The sequence below is a fragment of the Nitrobacter hamburgensis X14 genome, assembly GCF_000013885.1.
Lineage (GTDB): Bacteria > Pseudomonadota > Alphaproteobacteria > Rhizobiales > Xanthobacteraceae > Nitrobacter > Nitrobacter hamburgensis.
The window spans coordinates 2,079,440-2,103,946 of record NC_007964.1 but is presented as its reverse complement, the minus strand read 5'-3'; the positions used below and the strand labels follow the sequence as shown (position 1 = coordinate 2,103,946).

The window sequence follows — 24,507 nt, the reverse complement described above, 5'->3', positions numbered from 1 at the left end:
AGATGGTAACAGGTTCTCAAGCACTGAAAGCGCGGAAAGCTCCGATCTATTCGGCTGCGCGACTCGTCGCAATTCCGTTCGCGTTATCCAATTCCAAGCGTCGCGGCGCGAAACGGGCATAAAGCGCCGGCAGCACCACAAGCGTCAGCATCGTTGCGGTCAGCAGTCCGCCGATGACGACGGTTGCAAGGGGCTTCTGCACCTCTGCGCCTGTCCCCGTTGCCAGTGCCATCGGCACAAAGCCGAGCGACGCCACCAGCGCCGTCATGGCGACGGGACGGAAACGCGTCAGCGCTCCGTCGCAGATTGCCTGGACAAGCGGCACGCCGCTGTCGATCAGCGACCGGATCTGGGTCAACATCACCAGACCGTTGAGCACGGCCACGCCCGATAGGGCGATGAAGCCTACCGCGGCAGATATTGAGAACGGCATGCCGCGCAGCCACAGCGCGGCAATCCCACCGGTCAGCGCGAGCGGCACGGCACTGAACACAAGGAGTGCGTCGCGCGCCGACCCCAAAGCGCCGAAGAGAAGCAGGAAGATCATCGCGAAGCATGCGGGGACGACAATCGCGAGCCGCTGGCGCGCGACTGAGAAGTTTTCGAATTGCCCGCCCCAGGCCAAGTAGCTACCCGGCGGCAGCTTCAGCTTTTCCGCAACCTTCGCCTGGGCCTCAGCGACCAGCGATCCGATGTCTCGCCCGCGGACCTCGGCGGTCGTGACAACGCGCCGCTTGCCGTTCTCGCGGCTGATCTGGTTGGCCCCTTCCGTTTGCTCGAACGTTGCGACTGCGCGCAGCGGCACGGTCGAAGCCGGCGCGTTCGGATTGGAATGCGGCAACGGCACCGGGAGGTTTTCCAGCGCGGAGATGTCGTTGCGCAGCGCGTCGTTCAGCCGGACCACGATCTGGAAGCGCCGGTCTCCCTCGAACACCAGTCCCGCCGCGCGTCCGCCGACGGCAGTCTCGATCAGGTCCTGGACGTCCGCAAGATTAAGGCCTCGCCGCGCGATCTCGGCCTTGTCGATCCGGATCTCCAAAAACGGCAGCCCGCTGGTTTCCTCGACCTTCACGCTTTCGGCGCCGTCGATCTTTCTCAGGACGTCCGCGATGCGCGCCGCCGTCCGTTGCATTTCCGAGAAGTCGTCGCCGAACACCTTGACGCCGAGATCCTCACGAACGCCGGCGATGAGTTCGTTGAAGCGCATCTCGATCGGTTGCGAGAAGCCGACCTTGTTGCCGGGGAGCTTGGTCGCTTCCGACTCGATCGCTTGGATGAGATCATCCTTCGTCATCGAGGGATCGGGCCAGTCCCGTTGCGGCTTGACGATGATGTAGGTGTCCGACGCGCTGGGCGGCATCGGATCGGCCGCCAGGTCCGGCGTGCCGGTTCGCGAGAACACGAACGCGACCTGAGGGAATTTGCTGATCACCTTCTCGATCTCCAGCTGCATGGCCTGAGCCTGCGCCAGTGCGGTGCTCGGTACGCGCTTCACTTCCATGACGATGTTTTTCTCGTCCAACGTCGGCGTGAGCTCCTGCCCCAGGCGGGAGAACAGGACGAGCGAGGCGGCGAAGAGCGCAGCCGCCGCTGTGATGACCAAGCCGGGTTTCGTGATGCTTCGGGACAGGATCGGCGCGTAGGCATCCTTCAGCCGGCGGACCAGGAAGTTCTCGCTCTCCCTCACGGGCCTCGTCAGGACGATCGCTGTCGCGGCTGGGACGAAGGTCAGGGAGACCACGAAGGCCGTGGCCAGCGCGATCATCACCGTCAGCGCCATCGGCTCGAACGTCTTGCCTTCCACGCCGGAGAAGGTGAGCAGCGGGACGTAGACGAGGATGATGATGAGCTGGCCATAGACGGTCGGCCGGATCATCTCGACCGCGGACGCGGTGATCGTCTTGAGGCGTTCGTCGCGCGAAAGCGCCCGTCTGAGAGCAACCTGCCGCTCGGCGAGGTGTCTAAGGCTGTTCTCGCAAATGATCACCGCGCCGTCGACGATCAGGCCGAAGTCAAGCGCGCCGAGGCTCATCAGGTTCGCGCTGATGTGCCCCCGCAGCATGCCCGTCGCGGTCAGCAACATCGTGATCGGAATGACGCAGGCCGTGATCAAGGCCGCCCGGAAGTTGCCGAGCAGCAGGAACAGCACGGCGATTACCAGCAGCGCGCCTTCGGCCAGGTTGGTCGCGACGGTGTGGATCGTGGCGTCGACGAGTTGCGTGCGGTTGAGCACCGTTCGGGCGTGGATGCCCGGCGGTAGCATCTTGGTGATCTCTTTGATCTTGGCGTCCGCCGCGGCAGCGACGGTGCGGCTGTTTCCGCCGATCAGCATCAGGGCTATTCCGAGCACGACCTCGCGTCCATTTACGCTGGCGCTTCCGGATCTCAACTCCCTCCCGATGGTGACATCGGCGACGTCCCTGATCCGTACGGGCACCCCATTCCGGGTCGAGACCACGATCTGTCCGATGTCCTCCACGTTCTCGACGCGCCCGGCGGCGCGGACCACGTAGCCCTCGCCGTTCTGCTCGATGTAGTTGGCGCCTCGGCTGGCGTTGTTGGCTTCGATCGCCTCGATGACTTGCTTCAAGGAGAGGCCGTAGCCGACGAGCTTCGCGGGATCCGGCTGCACTTGATACTGCTTGACGAAACCGCCGATCGCGTCGGCGCCGGCCACGCCGGGCACCGTCTTCATCTGCGGCCGGACGATCCAATCCTGTACCGTCCTGAGGTAGACCGTCCGGCGGAAGTCGTCGGTCAATCTCTCGCCCTCCGGCGTCAGATAGCTGCCGTCGCTCTGCCAGCCGGGCTGGCCGTCGCGGACGGGCGCAATAGCGCCGGGCTTTTCGTATTCGACGGCCCACCAGTAGATTTCGCCGAGACCGGTCGAGACCGGCCCCATCTTCACCTCCACGCCCGGAGGTAGCGAGGATTTGGCGTCGTTGATGCGCTCGGCGACGAGTTGCCGCGCGAAGTAGATGTTCGTGCCGTCGACGAACACGACGGTCACCTGCGCGAAGCCGTTCCGCGAGAAGGAGCGTGTCGACTCCAGGCCGGGTATGCCGGCCAGCGCGGTTTCCAGCGTGACCGTGACCTGCTTCTCGATCTCGACCGGTGTCAACGCCGCCGCCGTTGCGTTGACCTGTACCTGGACATTGGTCACGTCGGGGACGGCGTCGATCGGCAACCTGGTCAGCGACCAGAGTCCGGTGGCCGCAGCAACCAAAGCGATCAGCAGAACCAGCCATCGGCGCCTGACCGAGAAATCGACGATGCGCGCGATCATCTCAGTCCTCGACGCCCGGCTTGGAGAGTTCGGCTTTCAGTGGAAAGGTGTTCGAAGACGCGATCGTTTCGCCAGCTGCAAGTCCGGACGTCACTTCAACCATCCCATCGTCGCGAAGACCGAGCACCACGTCCCGTTTCTCGAATCCCTCGGCAGTTCGCACGAAGACGACCTTGCGCCCATTCACGCTCTGCACGGCGACCGCCGGCACCGCCACAGAGACCGGGCGCGAGTCCACGGCGATGGCTGCCGTCACGAACGATCCGGGACGCCAGAGTCGATCCGGGTTATCCAGGGTGGCCACGACGCGCGCCGCCCGCGTGTCCTTGTCGAGCAAGGGGCTGACGAAGATGATCTTGCCCGTTCCTACGGGGCCGCCCCGGACGGACACCGCGACGCTTTGCCCTTCGCGGACCACCGGCAGGTCAGACGAATTGACCGCCATCTCGACCCAGACCCTACGGAGGTCAACGATGACGAAGAGCTCCGTCTCGAGGTTGTCCCTCCCGACAGCGGTCCCGAGGTCAACCTTGCGTTCCGCTACCCGTCCGGAGATCGGCGCACGGACGTTCTGAAGCCTGAGCGTTCCCTCTGGCGCTTGTGGGATCGCGGCAATCTCGCTTTCGTCGACCCCGAGCGCGAGCAACTTTTGCCGAGCAATGTCGAGACGCATAGCCGTCTGCGATGCGGCGTTCCGCGACCTGATGTACTGTTGCTCGGGTATCGCCTTGCTGCCCCAAGCCGCCTTGTCGCGGGCCGCCAGATCTTGCTGCAGATCGTTCGACAGTCGCGCGGCCATGTACTCGCTCTTCGCGTCGGCGACCTCCCGGCTCTCCAGCGCTCCGAGGATCTCGCCCTTCTCGACCTCGTCGCCGATGTTCCTGCGGAGCTCGGCGACGGTTCCTGACAGCTTTACCGACACGTGGGCAACCTGATCGGCATCGGGCGCAATGACGGCCGGGACCAACAGTCTCGTCGCCATCGTCGCCGGGCCGACTTTGACCTGCTCGATCCTGGCCAAAGCGATCCGCTCTTCGCCCATCCGAATGACGGGGTTCCGTTTCTCCCCCTGCGGCCTGTCCGCCGCGACCAGACCCGTCGTCTTGCGCAGCGCCGGCGCTCCCGGTCCCCAAGCCGCGAACGCGCCCGCCGCGACGACGGCGGCGAGACCCAGTATCCAAATCGACTTTCGAGAAGACATCGGCCGGTTTCCGGTCAGAGGTAGCGCGCGATCGCCTTGAACTCGGCGAGTATTTTCTTTGTCGGCTTCGAGGAGCCGCTGTTGGCTGCAACGTCGAGGCAATTGTCGACGTGATCATGGATGAGCGTCCGCTTCGCTTCTGTGATCGCCTTCTCGACCGCGTATAGCTGCTGGGCCAGTTCGAGGCAGGAGCGGTCGTCGTCGAACATCTCGATGACGCGGCGAAGGTGGCCTTCCGCGCGTTTCAGGCGCTTGACAATCTGGGCATGGCTTTCGTGGATGTGCTGCTTTGTCATCATGTACCTATCCTATCCCTCTGGATGGGATATTCTAACTCTGAATGGGCGGGATCGCTTCCGAGGTTAACGATCCCCCTTTCGTTCTGCGACGATAACGGGTCGCTTTCGGACATCGGAGCGATTACCGCCTTCAGGCCGCCGAGCTCCGACCTGGAGAGCTCCAGCCGCCACCCGTACGCATCCAGGACATCCTGCACGATGGCAAGCCCCAGACCCGCGCCACTGCCTCGCTCGTCGAGACGGGCACCGCGTGCGAGCACGCGTGACAGGTGACTCGGTTCGATGCCTTCGCCGTCGTCTTCGACGACAAGGGATAATTGGCTTCCGTCGGTGATGCGGACCGATCTTCCGGCATGCCGGGCCGCGTTCTCGATCAGATTACCCAGAACCTCCGCAAGATCAGTCCGGTCGAGCGGGACGCAAAGATGGTCGGCGATGAGGTTCTCGAACCTCACTCGCGCGCCGTCGGGAGTGCGCGACACGGTCGCGACGATGGATTCCACGAGCGGTTTCACCGATGTGGACGCTGCGGGGACGCCACGAGTTCGCCCGCGAACCCTGGCTCGCGCGAGCTCGCGGTCGACGTGGCGGCCCATGGCTTCCCCGACGGCTTCGATGTCTCGGGCGATGGCGGGCTCACCCCGATCACGGAGTCGCGACGCATCCGCTGCGAGAGCCGCAAGTGGCGTTTTCAGTCCGTGGGCCAGATCGGCGGCGCGGCCGCGGGACCGTTCGATCTCCCTCTTCTGCGCATCAATGAATGCATTGACTTCCTCTACGAGGGGACGAACTTCGGTCGGGACCGAGGACGGCAGATGCCGGATCCGCCCTGCTCTGATGTCGGCCACGCCGCGGCGCAGAGTGACCAGTGGATGCAAGCCGACGCCCACCTGGACCCATGTCGCAAGAGCCAGCACGCAGCCGAGAAGCACGAGCGCGAGCGCGAGATCTTTGGCGAAAGCCGAGGTCGCCGCCGACACCCTCGCCAGGTTCTCGGCGACCGCAAAGCGAACGATTACCGGCTTCCCATCTGCGGAAAGCGTGATGGCGCGCTCGGCGACCAGCACACGCTGGTCCCCAGGTCCCGACGCTTGGTGCTGGTGCGTTTCGCCAGGGCTCAGCCGATCCGCCGGGAGTTCCATGGTGGAATCCCAGAGCGAGCGCGAGCGCAGAAGCTGCCCGCGGTCATCGCCGACCTGCCAGTAAAGTCCGGAGAGAGGCTCGGCGAAGCGTGGATCGACCGGCGTCGGCATCAGCACCAGCTTGCCTTGCGGGTCGACGTCGATGCCCGCGAGAAGCTGCTTCAGATGAACGTCGAGATCTTGAGCCAGGGTGCGTGAAACATGACGCTCGAAGAGAACGATGAGCGCGCCACCGGCAATCGCAAGCGCGATCAGGATCGCCATGAGACCGCCGGCGACGAGTCGCAGTCTGAGCGAATGCCGGTTCATGCCGGGGCCTCCGGCATCAGATAGCCGAAGCCGCGCCGCGTTTCGATCACATCGGCGCCGAGCTTCTTGCGTACGCGGCCGACCAGCACCTCGAGCGTGTTGGAGTCGTGCTCTTCGCCGTGACCGTAGATGTTCTCGTCGAGCTCCTGCTGCGAGACGACCCGCCCTCGATTCCGCAGGAGATGAGCGATAAGCCGGTACTCAAGCGGCGAAAGCGCAATCGGCACGCCTCGTCGGGTCACCTTCATCTGCCGCTCGTCCAGGGTGATCTCGCCCGCGGTCATAACCGAGGAACCATGCCCCGCTGAGCGCCGCACGATGGACCGCAGCCGCGCCAGCAACTCCTCCATCCGGAATGGTTTCGGCAAGTAATCGTCGGCGCCAGCGTCGATCCCGTCCACCCGCTCGGCCCAGCTTCCTCGCGCAGTGAGAACGAGGACAGGCATGTGGCGTCCATTGGCGCGCCAGCGCTTCAAAACCGCGAGGCCATCCATCCCGGGTAAGCCAAGATCGAGAATGACGGCGCCATAGTCCTCGGTGTCGCCAAGGAACCAAGCGTCCTCGCCGTTCGCAACCGTTTCAACCACGTAACCGGACGCTTCGAGCGTGCGTGAGACATCCGCCGCGATCCGCTGGTCGTCCTCGACAACAAGCACGCGCATCACTTCTCCTTGGTTCGTTCGACTTCGCCGCTGCGGGCATCGACGTGGATTTCGAACAGCCGCCCCTTGTCGTCGACGACGCGCAACTCGTACATCCAGGCGCCGGCTTCCCGTTCAAGCTTCACGCCGACGACGTCGCCGGGAAGCTTTCTCCTGACCATTTTCAGAATGTCGGCAAGCGGACGGATTTCGCCTGCCTCGACGGCCCGTCGTGCGTCATCGTAGTCGCGAGCGAACGCCGGCGCCCCGCTGCCCGCGGCCAGAAGGGCGACCGCAAGGATCAGGGCACGAACTCGGCGCAGACGTAGGCACATGAAAACAACTCATTCTCTGGAAGACATGGATGCCAGATATCACCTGACAAATCGCTGACTTGGCTCAACAGGCGGCGGTCAGGCCGCTTCTGGCAAGGTTGCCCGCATTGCCGGCGCATGGTGCGGCCGGCCACCGTCAGGAGACACCTATGCGCAAGATAGCGATCCTTACCATTGCCGCCGTGACGCTCGGGGCGGCCACAGCCCAGGCTGGCAGCCTCGGCAAGCCGTGCACGTCGGCCTCCGAGGCCCAGTGGCTCCCGGTGGAGCAGTTGCAGGCCAAAGTCGAGGCTCAAGGCTACAAAGTCCAAAAGGCCAAACTCAAGAATGCCTGCGGCGAGTTCTACACACTCGACCAGAACGGCAACCGGGTCGAGCTGTTCGTGGACCCGACCAACGGCCAGGTCATCGGCCAGATATGACGATTCGCAAATGAGAACCGTGAGCAACATGATCGGAGCCGGCGGCGCGACGCCGCCGGCCACGGTCAAGGTCTGGGACCCATTCGTCCGGATCTTCCACTGGTCCCTGGTTTCCTGTTTCGTGATCGCCTACGCCACAGGCGACGAGATCGAGCGGGTACATGTCGCGGCTGGCTACGTCATCGCCGGACTCCTCGCGGCCCGCATCGTCTGGGGTTTCGTCGGTCCGCGGCATGCGCGATTTTCTAGCTTCGTTCGTCCGCCGCGAGTGGCCCTCGCCTATGTTCGCGACGTCGTGATGCTCAGAGCTCCCCGCTATGTCGGGCACAACCCAGCGGGCGGTGCGATGATCGTCGCGCTCCTGATCGCGCTGGCCGGCACGTGCGCCACGGGCTACGTGATGACCACGGACGCCTACTGGGGCTCCAAGTTGATCGAACACGTCCACGAGTTCCTGGCCAATCTGACGGTTGGCCTCGTCGTGGCGCACGTCATCGGCGTGCTGATCATGAGCTTCGAGCATCGTGAAAACCTGGTCGCGTCCATGATCTCCGGCCGCAAGAGGGCTGCTGATTAGCAGCCCTCTTCGAACTCAATCTGCGAATTCCGTCCAAACCAGGAGCGTTCGTTTGCACGGCTTCCGAAAGCGCCCCCGACATCGTGATCGGATGGCCGACGGCTTGGCGGCGCCAAGCTTCACCAGGAGCGCCGCAACGTGGAACTTGACGGTGTGGACTGAGATGCCGAGCCGGCGGGCGATCACCTTGTTGGGCGCGCCTTCGGCAAGCAACGCCAGCACCTCCGCCTCGCGCTGTGAAAGATGGATGGGCAGGCTGGCCGCAGTCTCTTCAGGATCGTTGGCAACTTCGTTAGGCAGACGAACCGAAGCGCTGACCGCACCTCCGGTTATCCAATAGCCGGCAGCCGCCAGGCGCGCCGCCGCGGCAATCAGAACCGGATCGGCATCAGCGCCAAGCGTTGCTGCGACACTGCCGTGCGTTATTGCCGCGCTGCCGCGGCCGGAAAGCAGAACGGCCGGAGTTCCCCGCGGCAAGCTTTTCACGGTCGCAACGTCGTCGACGACCGCAACCTCCGCGTGGTCGGATTCCCAATCCGGCCAGCGATGCGGAAAGACGCTCGCCGCGATTGGCATCGCTGAGCGCGACGAGAACGAGCAGGCTCTCGTCGCCATCGTGTCTCACCAGCACCGTTTGTGCCTCATGCCGTTCAGCTCAATGGCTTCTCGCCAATGGTAACCGTGACGTCGCGCGCCTCGCCGCCACGCAAGACGCCAAGCGTGACCGCAGCGCTTGCACTGTCTGGTCCCAGTCTGCGGATCAGTTCGCGTGGTCCGCGCACCTTCTCGCCGTTCCAACTGGTGACGATGTCGCCCAGCACAATGCCCGCCGCTTTCGCCGGCCCTTCTTCATCGAGGCCGACAACGATGGCGCCCTGTACGTCGGTGTGGTGGATCGGGTGCAGCCCGGCGCCAAGATAGCCGCGCACGACATGGCCCTTGCTCCTGAGCGTCGCGACCGTGCGCTCAATCGTCTCAAAGGGGATGACCAGCGCCCGCCGGCGCGGACCAAACAGCAACATCCCGACCAGCCCGCCCCGGGCGTCCAGCACGGGCCCTCCCTCGGAGCGTCCCCCTGTCATCACCGCCAGATTGATCCGGCGGTCGATGGTGCCGCCGCGCAGCGAGCGCCACGCCGGCCCGACCTCGGCCACCGTTCCGAGCTCCGCGAGCGACGAAGCACCATCACGCCCTGCCGCGACGATGAGATGGCCAGGCCGCACTGGGCCAGCGTTATCAAGAACAGGAACGGCGGCAGCAGGCGCCGACTTAAGCAGTGCGATGCCGGTCGATGGGTCACGGCCGACCAGTTCTGTAGCTACGGTCTCTCCAGAAGCGAGCGAAAGCCGCAGTTCCTCGTCCGGCTCGCCCGCCTCCTCGGCGGTGACGTAGAATCCATCGCCCCAATGAAAGGCCGTTGCCGTGCGGCCATGCTGGGTCACGAAACTGGCGGTCGTCGGTGCGGCCTGTTCGGCAATGCCGGCGACCGCGTCGGAAAAAGCACCAAGATCGAAACTGCTCATCACTCCCTCCCGGGTTCAGCCCTTCTGGACTTTCGATACTTGGATATGGCTGCTCAGGATCGAGTTTTCCTACTCGCCTGACGGCTAGGGCGTGCGCCCACTGGCCATCCGGTCAGGTCGCGGAGGAACGGCGCGCTCAGCACATATAGGCATCCGCTTCTTGCCTTGCTTGGAAAGCACATATGGCTCTGCCCGCGCCCGAACCGCAGCCGGATGACGCCCGCCTGCTCGATACCTATTCCGCCACCGTCACCGACGCCGTCGACCGTATCGGTCCAGCCGTGTGCCGGATCGAACGTGTCGCCTCCCGCCGCGATGCCGGGCAAGGCTCCGGCTTCGTCATCGCGCCGGACGGTTTGATCGTCACCAATTTCCATGTTGTCGGCGATGCGCGCGCTGTGCGCGTCGCCATGCCGGATGGCGCGTCAACCGAGGGTCGGGTGCTCGGTCGCGACCCCGACACCGACGTCGCGTTGGTGCGCGCAGACGGGCATTTCTCCGACATCGCACCGCTCGGCGATTCCGGGCGCCTCCGCCGCGGTCAAATCGCCATTGCCATCGGCAATCCGCTCGGCTTCGAGTGGACGGTGACGACCGGCGTCGTCTCGGCGCTGGGCCGCTCCATGCGCGCCTCGACCGGACGGCTGATCGACGACGTGATCCAGACCGACGCCGCGCTCAACCCCGGCAATTCCGGCGGCCCCCTGGTCTCGTCGGCAGGAGAGGTGATCGGTGTCAACACCGCGATGATCCGTGGCGCGCAAGGCATCGCCTTCGCCGTCGCTTCCAACACCGCCAGTTTCGTCATTGCCGAAATCATCCGCTTCGGCCATGTGCGCCGCGCCTTCATCGGCGTCTCGGCCGACACGGTCGTGTTGCCGCGCCGTGCCGCACTGATGTCGCAAGTAACGAGCCGTACTGCCGTGCGGTTGCGCTCGGTCGAGGCGCATGCACCTGCGGCGAAGGCCGGCCTGAAGGAAGGTGACATCATCGTGGCGATAGACGGCCGTGCCGTTGGCGGAGTGGACGATCTGGTGCGCATGCTCACCGCTGAAAGGATCGACAGGGAAACGGTGTTTACAGTAGTCGGCCGCTCCGGGGTCAGACAGGTAACAGTAATTCCAACGGCACGCCGCTGACTGCGAAACATCTACGTTGCCACCTGCAGGAAGAAGGCTCCGACGATGCCGCAACCCATTAGACAGCAGCTGATCGGTTTAGGTGCGGCCTGTTTCCGAGTATGACAGAGCGACGAGCTTACCGATTCCAGAATGCATGCTGATGTACCAAAACACTCGCTGCTTCCTGTCGAACTTAGGTTTGTTTCTAGACAAGGTTGCGTGATACTTTTGGTCAAGTAACGCGCAGGTGCCATTGGGCAAGGTAGCGCCGATGCAAGGTATGGGACAGTCCCCGCTGTTCGCCTCCATGCGCGGCTGGAGCCGCAAGGACCTGGGCGGTGACGCCTTCGCCGGCCTGACACTGGCTGCCATTGCCATCCCCGAGCAGATGGCCACCGCACACCTCGGCGATCTCTCCCCCGAAGCCGGCTTCCTCGCTTTCCTGACAGGCACCGTAGCCTTCGCGCTGTTCGGCGCGAGCCGCCACATTTCCGTTGGGGCGGATTCCACCATCACGCCGATCTTCGCGGCGGGCCTCGTTATTCTGGCCACGTCTGGCTCGCCACATTACCAAGCGCTGGCTGCACTACTCGCGCTGATGGTGGGAGCCGCAGTGTCGGCTGCCGGCCTGCTGCGGCTCGGTTGGGTCGCCGATCTGCTCTCGGTACCGGTCACCGCCGGCTTCCTTGCCGGAATATCGATCCATATTGTTGTCTCGCAGCTTCCTGAGCTGCTCGGCCTGCCTCCCGGAAGCGGAGACGTCTTCCACCGCCTCGCAGCTGTCTATGGCGGCTTAAGTGACATCAATCCCTATAGCGCCACCATCGGCGCGGCCGTGTTCGCAGTCGTCGCTCTGTGCGAGCGCATCAGTGCGCGCATTCCCGGCGCGCTGATCGCGCTAACGGCAGCCACGCTGGCGGTGGTCGCCTTCGGTCTGCAGACGCGCGGCGTCGCGGTCCTCGGCACACTGCCGGCCGCCTCGCCTGGCCTACGCCTGCCGGAGGTGACGTTCGGGGACATGCGTACGCTGGTGCCGCTGACCCTTCTGGTTACTATCGTCATCATGGTCCAGACGGCGGCCACCACGCGTTCCTTCGGCGGCAGCAGCGCTTCGGACTCTAACGACGTCAACCGCGATTTCATCGGCGTCGGCGCGGGCAGCCTGCTGTCCGGTCTCGTCGGCGCGTTCCCGGTCAATTCCAGCCCACCCCGCACCGCGATCTCGGTCGAGACGGGCGGTCGCTCGCAGGTCACCGGCTTGCTGGCTGCGGCCATCGTGCTGGCGCTTACGCTGTTCGGCACAGACCTTTTGAAGAACGTGCCGCAGGCGGCGCTGGCGGGCATCCTGTTCTTCGTGGCTATGCGTATATTGCGCTGGCAGACCTTCATGGCAACGCTGCGCCAAGCGCCGACGGAATTCTTGCTGATCGCCACCACCGCGCTCGCCATCGTGGCGCTGCCGATTGAGATCGGCGTCGCCATCGGCATCGGCCTGTCACTCCTGCACGGCGTGTGGACCATCACCCAAGCCAGGGCGATCGAGTTCGAGCACGTGCCGGGCACTTCCATATGGTGGCCACCGGACGGTAAGCCGGCGGGCGAGCGGATCGCAGGCGTGCTGGTCGCAGCGTTCCAAGCGCCGCTGTCCTTCGTCAACGCAGATCGCTTCCGCCAGGACTTCCACGCGATGGTGGGGGAGCGCGCGGGCAGCCTGAAGCACGTGGTGTTCGAGGCCAGCAGCGTCATCGACATCGACTATACAGCGGCGCAGACCTTGCGCGAGGTGATCGCCTATTGCCGAGACGCCGGGATTACCTTCTCGATCGCTCGGCTGGAATCGGTCAGAGCGCAGAAGGCGCTGGCGCGCTTCGGCATCGCCGCCATGCTGGGTCCAGCTGGGGTCTACCGCAGCGTCGATGACGCCGTACGCGCCCTGACGCGTGGACAGGACGCAGTTGCTGTGCCGCCAGCTGCCAACGGCAAGGAATGAGCCATGCCCACGAACGTCCTACCCGTCTTGCACACCGTTTCCGTGAGTACCCTGCAGCGCATGCTGTGCGCGGGCGACAAATTGGGCCACAGGAGCGCAGATCCCTTTGGGGGTCGGCCGGGAATGTTTGCCGTGGACGTCTACGCCGCCGCGCCAGTTCGGGCCCTTCTCACTTCGCTAGGGGTCGCCCACACCATCGCCGCCGCTGGTAGAAACCAGGCCGAGAGGAAGGCAAGGTCCTTGGCAAAGTCCTAAATCCCGCATTTCCTCGAACCAGAGCCGGCACTCGGGTGCCGGCTTTTTTACTTCAATGAGTTAAAGGGTCTGAACTCAGACTCGGAATTCGAGCACGCCTAAAGGCGGCAGACTCGGAATTCGAGATCTTGGGACTCGAAAGAGATGATATGAAGCTCATTGATTTTGTTAGATAAACTTCATCTGCGGGACTCATTTGGCGTGAGAAGCGACACCCGGAGCATCCGACGGGCACCCTCCGCTTGAACGATGCGACCGTACGCTGGGACAACGGCTTCGGTTTGCAAGTTCTCGGGAAAGGAGTGCTGCCGCACGGGCACAGCACGTCAAATGACTATTTCCGCGACAAACACGCCGCCACCGAAACCAGTTCGCTGCACTCCGTCGAGGCTACCTTTCCGTATGCCGAAGCTGCTGGATACACGATCGACTGGCTCGAAAACGTCGGCCGCTGGTTCGTCTGGCCGCACACGATCAAGAGCGAGAAGACAATCGCCGAAACGCGCACGATAGGGCCCGGGCCAGCCGAGCTCATCATGCTCGATCGTGACACGCGAAATTCGTTCGGGTCGCATTGTGTTCGTATCCAAGTGGGCGATGTCGAAGTCCATCTCTGCGCCAAATGGATCGAACCGGACGTGTTCTGCGCGTCTCTGCTCAACGCGCAGCCGATGGGTTTCTACGCGCCGGCGCAGATCGTTCGTGACGCCCGCGACCACGGCGTCGAGGTCCGGCCCGTCTGCATCAACGCTTCGCGCTGGGACTGCACGCTGGAGCCGATCGACGACGAAAAGTTTGCGGTCCGCCTGGGATTCCGGCAGGTGCGCGGCCTGCCCAACAAGGACGGCGCCGAAATCGTCGCCGCGCGCGCCGACCAGCCGTTCGAGTCCGTAGACGACCTCTGGCGCCGTTCGGACGTTCCCGTTGCGTCTCTGGTCCGATTGGCCGAAGCCGACGCCATGAACGAGTCCCTCGGCCTCGTCCGCCGCGAAGCGCTGTGGGCGCTGAAGGCGCTGCGCGACGAACCGCTGGAATTGTTCGCCGCCGCCGCGCGGACCATCGAGGAGATCCGCGAGCCACAGGTCGCGCTGCGGCCGATGACGTCGGGCGGCGAAGTCGTCGAGGATTACCGGCACGTCGGCCTCACGCTGCGGCAGCACCCGGCAAGCTTCCTGCGTGCCGACCTAGCAAGCCGCCGCATCGTGACGTGCCTCGATGCAATGACTGCCCGCGACGGCAAATGGCTGACAACGGCCGGTCTGGTGCTGGTGCGTCAGAAGCCCGGATCCGCTAAGGGTGTCATGTTCATCACCATCGAGGACGAGACCGGTGTCGCCAACCTGGTGATCTGGCCGTCGCTCTATGAACGCCAGCGCCGCATCATTCTCGCCGCCGACATGATCGCCGTGCAGGGCCGCATCCAGCGCGAGGGGGACGTCGTCCATCTCGTCGCCAATCTTTTGACGGACCTGTCTGCCGACCTGGCTGGTGTCGGCGACCGGGATGACGGCTTCCCGCTCCCGCATGGGCGGGGCGACGAATTCCACCGCGGCGGCCCCGGCATCGATCCGCGCAGCCTGCCGCCTAAGGTCCCGAAGCCGAGGGACATCTACATTCCCGACCTGCACATCGACAGCATCAAGGTGAAGACGCGGGATTTTCGATGACCGCCTGAGTGCTTATTCGATCTCAATCAGCCGAAGCAATCTCGAATACGAACTGGCAAAGCTAACGTCATTTTCTAAAAAACGCGGAAATTTCACCCTCAGGCGACATCAGGCGTAGGGTAATCCGTCGACCCGCCATCGATGCCTTGGTAATGGAAGTCGACTTGGCGCGGTGGCTCCATGGGAGCAACCGTGGTCAGGACGCAAATTTAAAATCATCGATCCGTTAAAGGGTCGTTCGAGGGGCAGCGAAAAAGCTCCAACAACTCGGCACAGGATGGATCAAGCGAAATGAAAAAAGGCACGGGGCAATCCGCGGTGCCTCAGAAACAACCGCCGCGGTTGAAGGAAAAGCTCGTCAAGCAGGTACTGAAGACATTTGCGTGGGGCACGCTCAAGCAACACTTGTCGACATTTCAACTGAATGACGACAACCTGTCCGAACTCCTTGGCCATATTCGCCACAGCACCGATTTCCTGCTCAAGAGACCCGATCAGGCCCGCGAGGATGCCCGCGCGGCGTTCACTGAGGGACTACGGAGCTACCTCGCCGAACACGCCGGTCCAGATGCGGCGGCGGGGCTCGGCGACCTGATCGCGGTCCTTCAACGAATAGAAGCCGGCTACAGGGAGATCTTGCGGACCCAGCAGGCAACTGTCGCAGCGAAACTGCTTCCTGAGACGCAAGTCTCAGCCGCTCTCTCGCGGGCGGCGTATTCGTATCACGAGTTGATGGAGGCATTTAATTCCTCCGTCAAGAGACGCAAGGAACTGACACTGCAGTCGTTTCGCATCATGCGGAGCGATGGATCGTCCTATTCGCCTGATGGTGTGCTGGCCGGAATAGTCGACGTGGCGGCGATGACACTCCTGTTGCATGGTCATCAGAACAATTGGTTTGATCCTCAGAAATTCCTTGTGCTGCCACGGCTGACAGAGGTGACGGAAGACGAGGTCTACAAGGCCGGCCTGACCGAACTGCTCGCCGCTTCTTGGCGTCAATGGGAGCGGGTCGATCAGCGATGCCGATATTTCGATGGTGAGATCAAGGTGTTTACGGGAGATGCTATTCCTTCGTGGGCACCGCAGGGCACCGAGACCGCGATCGAATACGGCCATATCAGCAAAGACGAATTCTTTGACTATCTCGCAAACGAACGCCTCAACGATCGGCTGATACAGACGTTCCAGGAAATGTCGCTGCAGACCAACATGCAGACCCAAGCTTCCGGAATCGCCGCGCCCCTCCCTCTTCCACCCGGAACGTTCGTTTCCCCGCAGGAAGCCCATTCTGGTGTCTCGCTCAGCGAGATCCTCGGTTACTCGATCGTAGACGACCATGAGAGGCCGTGCGGGTTGAGGTTGTTGGAATGGATCCGCGGCTACGCGACGCTCCAGTGCCTGGCAGACGAGCGCTATTCACAGCATGGCGAGAGCGGCATTTACTTCAGCATTCCCCGCGAGGATCTCATTGATCTGCTTGATCGCGTCGGCTTGAAGGATGGAACGGCCGAAATCTTCATCGACCAAGCGTCGCTTCGCATGTCCAGCCGAGACTTGTTCGACCAACCACTGATCCGGATCGAAGACGGATCACTACTCGTATTCGGCCCAGGATTGCTGAATTCCGATCCGGCCCGACTGACTCTGTCCGCAATCGGCAACGAGGGCGAACAACTAGGACGCAAGGGCAACGCGTTCGAAGCCGAGACCCTTCGTTTTTTTCAAGATCAGGGATACGCCGCCAAGGCATTCAAGTTCAAGCATGAAGGCGAAGAGTATCAGTACGACGCCATCGTGCCGTGGGACGATCACATTTTCGTCCTGGAATGCAAGAATCGCACGTTGTCGGGGCACAACCCTGTCGCGGCCTATTATTTCGTCATGGAGATTGCATCGGCGGTCAAGCAGGTAACTCGCCTGGCAAACGCGTTGGTCGAGCACGCCAGCCTCGTTCTCGAACGATTCGGGATCGATGTCGCAAACAAGACGGTCGTTCCATGCGTTGTGAATTCGTTGCCTTATGCCATGAAGGGGGACTTGGACGGCGTTTACGTCACTGATGCATCCGGCCTCCGCCGCTTCTTTCAGGAACGTAATTTCCACATTGTCCGACCGCATCACCTGAAGACAAAGAATGCAACGATCTTGCATCGGACTTCGATGAAAAGTCTTTGGGCAGGTGAAAAGCCTACGACCGCCGACCTAATGTCATATCTCCGCGATCCACTTGCGCTCCAACTGGGGATAGGTCACGGAAAAGAAGCCGGGCATGTCTTCGGTCTCGGAGAGCGCACGGTGGTTGCAGTCACAGACCTGGTGCAGGAGGAAATGACAACAGCGAGCATCGCAAAACTATTCTCGGTGGATGAGAAATGGGTGCGGCACGAAGCTAAAGCTGTGGCTGCTGGGATCCGGAAGGCAACTAAAAAGCACGAGAAACGGTCCGTGCGGGACGCTGACCGTGCCTGGCGGACTTCCCGACAAAGACGCAGATAGAGTGTGGGAATTGACCGCAAGCTACGGCCCCGCCTCGTTTAGAGCTTGCTCGATGTCCGCGATCAAATCGGACGGGTGTTCGACGCCAATCGACAGCCGAATCGTCGAATCGTCGAATCGAGGATTCCAATTTTTTGGCGGATGTCAGCCGGCACGCCGGAGTGGGTCATGCTTGCTGGCAGACTGGCAAGCGACTCTGTACCGCCCAGGCTCACCGCCAGTTTGAAGATCTGCAGCGCGTTCAGGAATTTGAATGCCGCAGCCTGACCACCGACAATGTCGAATGAAAACGTAGAGCCCGCGCCGGTGCATTGCCTCTTGAACACGTGGCCGGCCGGAGAATATTCGTCGAGGTGCCCAAGGTAGTGGACCTTAGCCACTTTGGCGTGATCCAGCAGGCAGTCCGCGACGATCCGCGCGTTGGCATCCGCTTTTTCCACGCGGATGCTCAATGTCTCGAGCGACCGGCTGAGAATCCAGCAGGAATGCGGATCCAGTTGGGTGCCGATGGCGCCTCGCAGCGCCTTCACGTCGAGCAGCGTGTTGTCGCATACGACGAGCGGTGTATGGCCCTGAGCCCGGCCGATCGTGTCGGCGATGCGGCGCACCATCGCGATGTCGACCAGACTGTTCGTTGGATTCGCCGGGGTTTCAGTGAAGATCATCGCCACCCGCCCTTTGCGCGTGGCGTCCTGCGCTACCGCGCTGACCGCGGCTTCGTCGACGCCGTCCGCGAAGCCGACCGCGTTGATGGAAAGACCCGCAAGCGTCTTGGCGAAGAGGGTCTCGGTCCCGCCATAAAGCGGCTGGGAATGCAGGATTACGTCGCCCGGACGGACGAAGGCGAGAATCGTGGTCGCGATCGCCGACATGCCAGACGAGAACAGCGCGCATTTATCAGTGCGCTCGTAGACGGAGAACCGGTCCTCGACGATCTCGCTGTTCGGGTGATTGAAGCGTGAGTAAACCAGTCCCGCGCCCTGCCCCTCAGGCGGCTCGCGCCGACCCGACACGAAATCGAAGTAGTCCTGCCCATCCTCGGCGGTCCTGAAAACGAAGGTCGATGTCAGGAATACGGGCGGCTTGACGGCGCCCTCCGACAGTTGAGGATCGTAGCCATAGTTCAGCATCAGCGTTTCGGGATGCAGCATGTGATTGCCGATATGGGTCTTCGACGGAAACGGCTTCACCATGGTTCACCTCAGACAGCGCCGAGACCGCGTCGGAGACGCAGTTACCAGACCGCCCGATCTCGCCTCATCCTCTACAGCAGGCGCAGAATGCATACGAAGCGACCCTGAAGTTTGAAGACGTTAACGAGCGACGGCGGCAAGCTGCCCTGCCCCTACGCGACGCGCGATACTTCACGGCCCGACTCCGGACGGCAAAAGTGATACCCTCTCCTTCCTCGACCGAAATCGTCGCTTTCGGTAGCACGGTGACTTTCAGTCGTGTTGATGGTCGTGTTCAGAAGTACCGCATCGTGGGCGAGGACGAAGCCGATCCCAAGGCGGGTTCGATCTCCTGTCGAGTCGATCTGATGTGCCCGGTATCCGTCGGCAAACTTCACTCATTAGTCCTTTGTCAAATAGGCGTGGCCTGCGCCGTCGGCCTGGGGCGCGCTCGAGGCTCAATTCACGAAATCGCGACGATTTCGATTTCCTGGCCCGCTATCTCGATCACTCGCCCGCGCTTTTGCCCAACATTGCCTTCGCGACAGGCGACACGAAGACCACTACGGTTGGATGAAGCCGGGCGAAATGCTGGATGGCCTCGGCATGGCAGAAACCACCCCCGGACCTCTCATCATGGTCCTGCAATTCGTGGGGTTCATGGCGGCCTATCGTGATCCCGGAACGCTGTCACCGATGCTGGCGGGGACGCTCGGTGGATTGCTTGCCACGTGGGTCACGTTCACCCCATGCTTCCTCTGGATCTTCCTTGGCGCGCCATTCATCGAAGTCATTCGGGGAAACAAGGCCCTGGCGTCAGCGCTGTCTTCCATCACCGCCGCAGTTGCGGGGGGTGTGCTCAATCTTGCCGTCTGGTTCGCGATCCACACGATCTTCCGGGAGACCATTCCGGTTCACGGGCTGTTGGTGGATTTCGATGCACCGAAACTGGGGAGCGTTGATCCGTTGGCGCTGGGTCTTTCGGCAGCGGCCGCAGTTGCGATCTTCCGGTTCAAGGTCGGCATGATCCCGACGCTTGCCGCCTGCTGTGTCGTCGGCCTATTTCTCCACGTCACCGGACTGGTGGGGATGATGCGATGAGACCGTCAGCGCCTCTTGCCCTGTTGTTCGCAATCTCACTACTGACATCCGCTGCCCACGCGCAACACGTGGCATTCGGCGACGTCGAGCGTGGCACAGCGTCTAAGGACTTCGTCCCTGCGTTGACCGGCGGCGGCAGACAGGGCGAGTGGAAACTCGTCGATGACGCTACGGCCGATCGCGGTAAGGCGCTTGCGCAAGTAGATGTTGACCCAACCGACTATCGATTTCCCCTAGCGATATACATGCCGACCGTTCAGAGCGATATAGAAGCCACCATCCACTTCAGGCCCATCTCAGGAAAGGTCGATCAGGCAAGCGCCTCAACCTCATCGAGGAGAAACTTGCAGAAATCGATTTTGCGACGGCGCCAGGCTTCATTCTGAACGGGCTGAAGCGCGAACAGCTTGTCGCGATGAACTCGATGATCCTCCATGAGATCTTCTTTGATGCATTGGGGGATGATGGCAAACCAGGTACAGCCATGCGCCAGGCCATAACGCGCGACTTTGGCTCGTACGAGCGATGGCTCTCGGAGTTCATTGCCATGGGCAAGGCGCTCGGCGGGGGATCCGGCTGGGTTTTTCTCTCCTGGTCGCACCGCGACGGCAAGCTCGTGAATCAATGGGCTCCGGATCACTGTCATACCCTTGCGGATGGCAGAGCAATCCTTGCGCTCGATATGTATGAACACTCCTACCACATCGATTTCGGTGCCAAAGCGGCGACCTACGTGGACACGTTCATGGACGCCATTCGCTGGGAAACCGTCGAACATCGCCTGACCGAGGCGAATACCCAAGGACGGTTGGGGGCGCAATAAACGTCAGTCACTTCACAAGGAGGATCAGCATGCCAAAATTGTCACTATTTCTGTTCGGTGGCCTTATCTCGATATTGGCCACGCTCGCCAATGCACAGGAAATCGATTGGCAGAAGGTCGATTCGACGCTCGGCCGCAAGCCCGCCATATCCGGCGATGTCCATCGCTATGGCTTTTCACGGAGCGATCTGAAGGTCACGCTGGACGGGGTCACGATCGCGCCGGCGCTCGCGCTCGGCGGCTGGGTCGCCCTGAAGCCCATGCACGGCGGCGTGATGGCCATGGGCGATTTGGTCCTGCTCGAATCCGAGATCAATCCGGTCATGTCCAAACTGATCGAGGGTGGCCTCGAAGTCACGGCGGTCCACAACCACTTGCTTCGCGCGACGCCTGCAACCTTCTATCTCCATGTCGGCGGACATGGAGACGCCGTGAAACTCGCGTCTGCAATTCATGATGCCCTTGCCGCGAGCAAGACCCCTCTCACAACGCCAGCAGCAACATCCTCGAACGGAGCGATCGACCTCGACACGGCTCGGATCGATCAGATCATCGGTGCAAAGGGACATGCAAACGGGGGCGTCTATCAGATCGGCGTTGCTCGCCGCGACGACGTTACGATGGATGGAATGGCGATCTCGCCTGCGGGCCCTATGGGCGTGGCTACGGGCATCAACTTCCAGCCGACCGGTGCCGGTAAGGCAGCGATAACCGGTGATTTCGTGCTGATCGATAGCGAGGTCAATCCAGTAGTAAACGCATTGCGCGCCAACGGCATCGACGTAACGGCGGTACACAGCCACATGTTGGATGAGCAGCCGCGGCTCTTCTTCCTGCATTTCTGGGCAAATGATGACGCCATCAAGCTCGCTCAAGGGCTCCGATCCGCGCTCGACAAGACCGCCGTCGTGAGCAAGTAGCGTATCCGAACGACAACGAGGTCACGTGAAGAAACGGGAGAGGATGGCATGTGGCAAGCTGCGAACCTCAGTGACCGACGACGGGGTTGGCCGATCCGTCATTGGGCCTGGCTCGTTTGGACAACGTTGTTGGTCGTACTGAGCCCACTCGGTTTCCACGTGGCTGCGGCTGAGGCTGAGGACAAAGTACAACCTCCATTGCAGCTTGAGGCCAAGATTCCTCTCGGCGACGTGCGAGGCCGAATTGATCACATGGCGATTGATCTGAAGCGCCAACGCCTGTTCGTCGCCGAACTGGAGAATGACAGCGTAGGGGTTGTCGACCTTTCGAACCATCGGGTCATTCGCACCCTTACCGATTTGCGGCAACCGCAAGGCATCGCATATCTGGCTACAACCGATGTTTGGTACGTTGCAAACGCGGGTGACGGATCGGTCCATTTGTTTCGCGGGAGTGACTATTCGCCGATCGGGCAGATCGATTTGGGCGAAGATGCCGACAATATTCGCGTAAATGCTGCTGGCACCCGCGTGATGGTCGGTCATGGCAACGGGTCGCTGGCCGTTCTGGATCCATCCAGCCGAGTGAAGGTTGGGGATGTGCCGCTCAAGGCCCACCCGGAAGGCTTTCAGATTGACGACAGTTCCGGCCGCGTCGTTATCAATCTTCCAGACGATCATTCGATCGTCGTGGTCGATGATGCCTCCCTGAAGCAAGTTGCCCGATGGCCGACCAGGGACCTCGCGGCGAATTTTCCAATGGCTTTGGATCAGGACCGCCGAAACGTACTTGTTGCCTTTCGTCGCCCCGCCAGGCTTGGTGCCTTTTCAATGGAGGATGGATCCGTTGTTGCCACGACGCCAATTTGCGGCGATGCTGACGACGTTTTCATCGACCAGAAACGGCGACGAGCCTACGTGAGTTGTGGCGAAGGCTTCATCGATGTTCTGGATATCCGGAGCGCGGCATATCCTCGCGTTGCCCGCATTCCAACGATTTCGGGAGCCCGCACGTCGCTTTTCGTGCCTGCACTTGATCTATTTCTTCTCGCCGCCCGGACCCATGCGGGACAGCCAGCAGGCGTATGGATATTTCGCCCAGTTTCCGAATAGCTGGATTCCCTGAGGCTCAGCCATGGTTACAAGGCCTCAATTCGCTGTACCACGAAGCTCCAAAAACCTGGTTGGAGCAATGCTCGTTGCCCTTCCCCTTGCGGTATGGCCCCGTTCGGCAGCGGCGTATCGTCCGTTCGACGGGACCGACGCCGCGGTAGCCGATCCGGGCGAAGTCGAGCTGGAATGGCAATCTGCCGGTGCGCGGCGGGAAAGCTCGCAGACAACGCTGATAGCGCCTGCGACGGTCGTGAACATAGGCTTGGCACCAGATTGGGAGGCCGTGTTCGAGGGCCAGTTGGAAACCCCACTTTCTTCCTCCACCCCCACAAGCCTGACCGCGGCCGGAAGTTTCCTCAAGCATGTCCTGCGGCCAGGCAGCCTCCAAAATAAGGATGGACCGAGCATTGCCACGGAATTCGGAGTGCTGCTTCCGGATAGTCGGGGCGATTCCGGAATGGGCGCAAGCCTTGCGGGGATCGTATCCCAGCGATGGGACTGGGGAACGGTCCATCTGAATGGCGAGGCGGTCCTCACGCGCAACCACGACGCCGATCTGTTCCTCGGCGCCATCATTGAGGGGCCAGCGGACTGGTCCATCCGGCCCGTTGCTGAGGTCTTCTACGAGAACGAATTCGGGCGATCGGAGACAGTGTCGGGGTTAATCGGCGCGATCTGGAAGGTGACCGACAAACTATCGTTTGACGTTGCGTTCCGCCACGCGCTGACAAACGACCACGCGGTCAATGAACTACGCGCTGGATTGACGTTCGGATTTCCTTTGCCGCCGCTCAGCACTTCCCGCAAGTAGGCCTTGATCATGGCAGATGCTCCGTACTCACCCGAGACTAGATCGTCGCCTTCGCCACAAGAACAATCGCATTCCAATCTCTTGCTCCTATATGTGGCGCGAGGCGTACGCGGTCTCGGCGACGGATTCACCGTCATTCTCCTGCCTGCATATCTCTCGGCGATCGGTTTGAGTCCTGCTCAAATCGGGATCATCGCGACCGCTTCACTCCTTGGGACAGCCACCCTGACACTCGGGATTGGGTGGATCGCACCGCGTCACGATCTACGCAGCCTGCTTCTGATTGGCGTGTTCCTGATGACATTCACAGGACTTGCCTTTGCGAACGTCGAGTATTTTCCGTTCATCGTGATCGTGGCGTTCGTCGGCACGATCAATCCGTCGAGCAGCGACATCGGCATGCTTGTACCTTTAGAGCATGCCATGCTGGCGCGCGGCGCTTCGGACAGGGACCGGACCAGTACTTTCGCTCGCTATAGCCTCATCGGCGCCCTTTCGATGGCCACGGGTTCGCTCGCGGCAGCCATTCCCGATCTTATGGTCTCTTTCGGGTTCGAAAGACTGAACGCGTTCGCGTTGATGTTTTACCTGTACGCGTGTCTCGCGGTGGTGGCGACCGGTCTCTACCGACACCTGCCCCGCTCGCATACTGAGGTCGCCAAAACTCAACCTCCCCTCGGTCCCTCGCGCACAATCGTCTATAAACTTGCTGCGCTGTTCAGCATCGATGCCTTTGCGGGAGGGTTCGTCGTTCAATCGTTGATGGCGCTCTGGCTGTTCTTGCGATTCGACTTGTCGCTCACACAAGCAAGCTTATTTTTCTTTTGGTCCAGTCTTCTTTCCGCATTCTCGTACCCGATCGCGGCACGTCTTGCACAGCGATTCGGCCTCGTGAACACCATGGTGTTCACGCATATTCCTTCGAGTCTCTGCCTGATCATCGCCGCTATCGTGCCGGATCTGACGACGGTATTGACGCTGTTGCTTGTCCGCTCCGCACTGTCGCAAATGGACGTACCAACGCGCACATCCTATGTGATGGCCGTCGTGACCCCTGAAGAACGGCCCACAGCAGCCAGCGTGACGGCGGTCCCTCGTACACTCGCCTCATCCGTCAGCCCCATGTTTGCAGGAGCCCTGCTCGCGACTGCGCTTCCAGGGTTACCGCTCATAATCTGCGGCACGCTCAAGATCGGTTACGATCTGGCCCTTCTATATTCATTTCGCCACATCAGGCCGCCGGAAGAAAGCTCCAAATCCGTTCATTAGACAGAGATCAAACGACAGTCCGCCCAGAATC

At 61.9% G+C, this 24,507-nt stretch carries 17 protein-coding genes and 5 pseudogenes; 13 read left to right on the top strand and 9 right to left on the bottom strand.

Going from position 1 to position 24,507, the window contains the following annotated elements; translation table 11 throughout:
• Positions 1–46 precede the first annotated feature (46 nt).
• The 6 genes from NHAM_RS09650 to NHAM_RS09625 are packed head-to-tail and all read right to left on the bottom strand — an operon-like array spanning position 47 to position 7,213.
• The gene (locus NHAM_RS09650; protein WP_011510379.1) at positions 47–3,286 is read right to left on the bottom strand and encodes an efflux RND transporter permease subunit; all 3,240 of its coding nucleotides are present in this window, start codon (positions 3,284–3,286) and stop codon (positions 47–49) included.
• A gap of 1 nt (position 3,287) precedes the next feature.
• Positions 3,288–4,487 (bottom strand): efflux RND transporter periplasmic adaptor subunit, encoded by a 1,200-nt coding sequence (locus tag NHAM_RS09645; protein ID WP_011510378.1) that lies wholly within the window; start codon positions 4,485–4,487, stop codon positions 3,288–3,290.
• Positions 4,488–4,501: 14 nt separating this feature from the next.
• Entirely contained in the window at positions 4,502–4,786 is a 285-nt protein-coding gene (locus NHAM_RS09640) for a metal-sensing transcriptional repressor (protein WP_011510377.1), read from the bottom strand.
• Positions 4,783–6,237, bottom strand: coding sequence for a sensor histidine kinase (locus NHAM_RS09635; RefSeq protein WP_011510376.1), 1,455 nt, complete (start codon positions 6,235–6,237; stop codon positions 4,783–4,785). Before NHAM_RS09635 ends, NHAM_RS09640 begins: the two co-directional genes overlap by 4 nt.
• Positions 6,234–6,899 carry a response regulator transcription factor gene (locus tag NHAM_RS09630; protein ID WP_011510375.1) on the bottom strand — a complete coding sequence of 222 codons (666 nt, stop codon included), beginning with the start codon at positions 6,897–6,899 and terminating at the stop codon, positions 6,234–6,236. The genes NHAM_RS09635 and NHAM_RS09630 overlap by 4 nt, the downstream gene beginning before the upstream one ends.
• Complete coding sequence (locus NHAM_RS09625; RefSeq protein WP_011510374.1) at positions 6,899–7,213, bottom strand: PepSY domain-containing protein; 315 nt, start codon at positions 7,211–7,213, stop codon at positions 6,899–6,901. The genes NHAM_RS09630 and NHAM_RS09625 overlap by 1 nt, the downstream gene beginning before the upstream one ends.
• 149 nt (positions 7,214–7,362) lie before the next feature.
• Here NHAM_RS09625 and NHAM_RS09620 point away from each other — a divergent pair, with 149 nt between their 5' ends.
• The gene (locus tag NHAM_RS09620) at positions 7,363–7,635 is read left to right on the top strand and encodes a PepSY domain-containing protein (protein WP_011510373.1); all 273 of its coding nucleotides are present in this window, start codon (positions 7,363–7,365) and stop codon (positions 7,633–7,635) included.
• A 10-nt stretch (positions 7,636–7,645) separates the two neighbouring features.
• A complete protein-coding gene (locus NHAM_RS09615; RefSeq protein ID WP_041357908.1) occupies positions 7,646–8,212 on the top strand; it encodes a cytochrome b/b6 domain-containing protein in 567 nt (188 codons plus the stop codon).
• Between the two features lie 15 nt (positions 8,213–8,227).
• Here NHAM_RS09615 and NHAM_RS28110 read toward each other — a convergent pair whose 3' ends face one another.
• Positions 8,228–8,788 carry a helix-turn-helix transcriptional regulator gene (locus tag NHAM_RS28110; RefSeq protein ID WP_041357907.1) on the bottom strand — a complete coding sequence of 187 codons (561 nt, stop codon included), beginning with the start codon at positions 8,786–8,788 and terminating at the stop codon, positions 8,228–8,230.
• Between the two features lie 74 nt (positions 8,789–8,862).
• Positions 8,863–9,735: a S1C family serine protease gene (locus tag NHAM_RS09605; protein WP_011510370.1), complete on the bottom strand. Its 873-nt coding sequence runs from the start codon at positions 9,733–9,735 to the stop codon at positions 8,863–8,865.
• Positions 9,736–9,917: 182 nt separating this feature from the next.
• Here NHAM_RS09605 and NHAM_RS09600 point away from each other — a divergent pair, with 182 nt between their 5' ends.
• The 4 genes and pseudogenes from NHAM_RS09600 (at position 9,918) to NHAM_RS09580 (ending at position 17,267) form a co-directional block, all read left to right on the top strand.
• A complete protein-coding gene (locus NHAM_RS09600) occupies positions 9,918–10,874 on the top strand; it encodes a S1C family serine protease (RefSeq protein ID WP_011510369.1) in 957 nt (318 codons plus the stop codon).
• A gap of 253 nt (positions 10,875–11,127) precedes the next feature.
• A complete protein-coding gene (locus tag NHAM_RS09595) occupies positions 11,128–12,846 on the top strand; it encodes a SulP family inorganic anion transporter (RefSeq protein ID WP_011510368.1) in 1,719 nt (572 codons plus the stop codon).
• Positions 12,847–13,733: 887 nt separating this feature from the next.
• Positions 13,734–14,768, top strand: a pseudogene (locus NHAM_RS09585) (OB-fold nucleic acid binding domain-containing protein); the annotation flags it as partial.
• A 291-nt stretch (positions 14,769–15,059) separates the two neighbouring features.
• Complete coding sequence (locus NHAM_RS09580; protein ID WP_157043577.1) at positions 15,060–17,267, top strand: nuclease-related domain-containing protein; 2,208 nt, start codon at positions 15,060–15,062, stop codon at positions 17,265–17,267.
• A 21-nt stretch (positions 17,268–17,288) separates the two neighbouring features.
• On the opposite strand, the pseudogene NHAM_RS09575 reads toward NHAM_RS09580, so the two are convergent.
• Positions 17,289–18,460 (bottom strand): annotated as a pseudogene (locus tag NHAM_RS09575) (aminotransferase class I/II-fold pyridoxal phosphate-dependent enzyme).
• An 11-nt stretch (positions 18,461–18,471) separates the two neighbouring features.
• Between NHAM_RS09575 and NHAM_RS24790 the strand changes: the two are divergent.
• The 7 genes and pseudogenes from NHAM_RS24790 to NHAM_RS09545 form a co-directional block, all read left to right on the top strand.
• A pseudogene (locus NHAM_RS24790) lies at positions 18,472–18,792 on the top strand (GreA/GreB family elongation factor); the annotation flags it as partial.
• 205 nt (positions 18,793–18,997) lie between these two features.
• Positions 18,998–19,540: pseudogene (locus NHAM_RS09570) on the top strand (chromate transporter); the annotation flags it as partial.
• Positions 19,541–19,844: 304 nt separating this feature from the next.
• Positions 19,845–20,363, top strand: a pseudogene (locus NHAM_RS09565) (superoxide dismutase); the annotation flags it as partial.
• Between the two features lie 29 nt (positions 20,364–20,392).
• Positions 20,393–21,283 (top strand): DUF1259 domain-containing protein, encoded by an 891-nt coding sequence (locus tag NHAM_RS09560; RefSeq protein ID WP_011510364.1) that lies wholly within the window; start codon positions 20,393–20,395, stop codon positions 21,281–21,283.
• A gap of 252 nt (positions 21,284–21,535) precedes the next feature.
• Positions 21,536–22,396 carry a hypothetical protein gene (locus NHAM_RS09555; protein ID WP_245270039.1) on the top strand — a complete coding sequence of 287 codons (861 nt, stop codon included), beginning with the start codon at positions 21,536–21,538 and terminating at the stop codon, positions 22,394–22,396.
• Between the two features lie 79 nt (positions 22,397–22,475).
• On the top strand, positions 22,476–23,207 hold the full coding sequence (locus tag NHAM_RS09550) for a hypothetical protein (protein WP_157043576.1): 732 nt from the start codon (positions 22,476–22,478) through the stop codon (positions 23,205–23,207).
• A 9-nt stretch (positions 23,208–23,216) separates the two neighbouring features.
• Positions 23,217–24,476: an MFS transporter gene (locus NHAM_RS09545; RefSeq protein ID WP_011510361.1), complete on the top strand. Its 1,260-nt coding sequence runs from the start codon at positions 23,217–23,219 to the stop codon at positions 24,474–24,476.
• Positions 24,477–24,507: the final 31 nt, after the last annotated feature.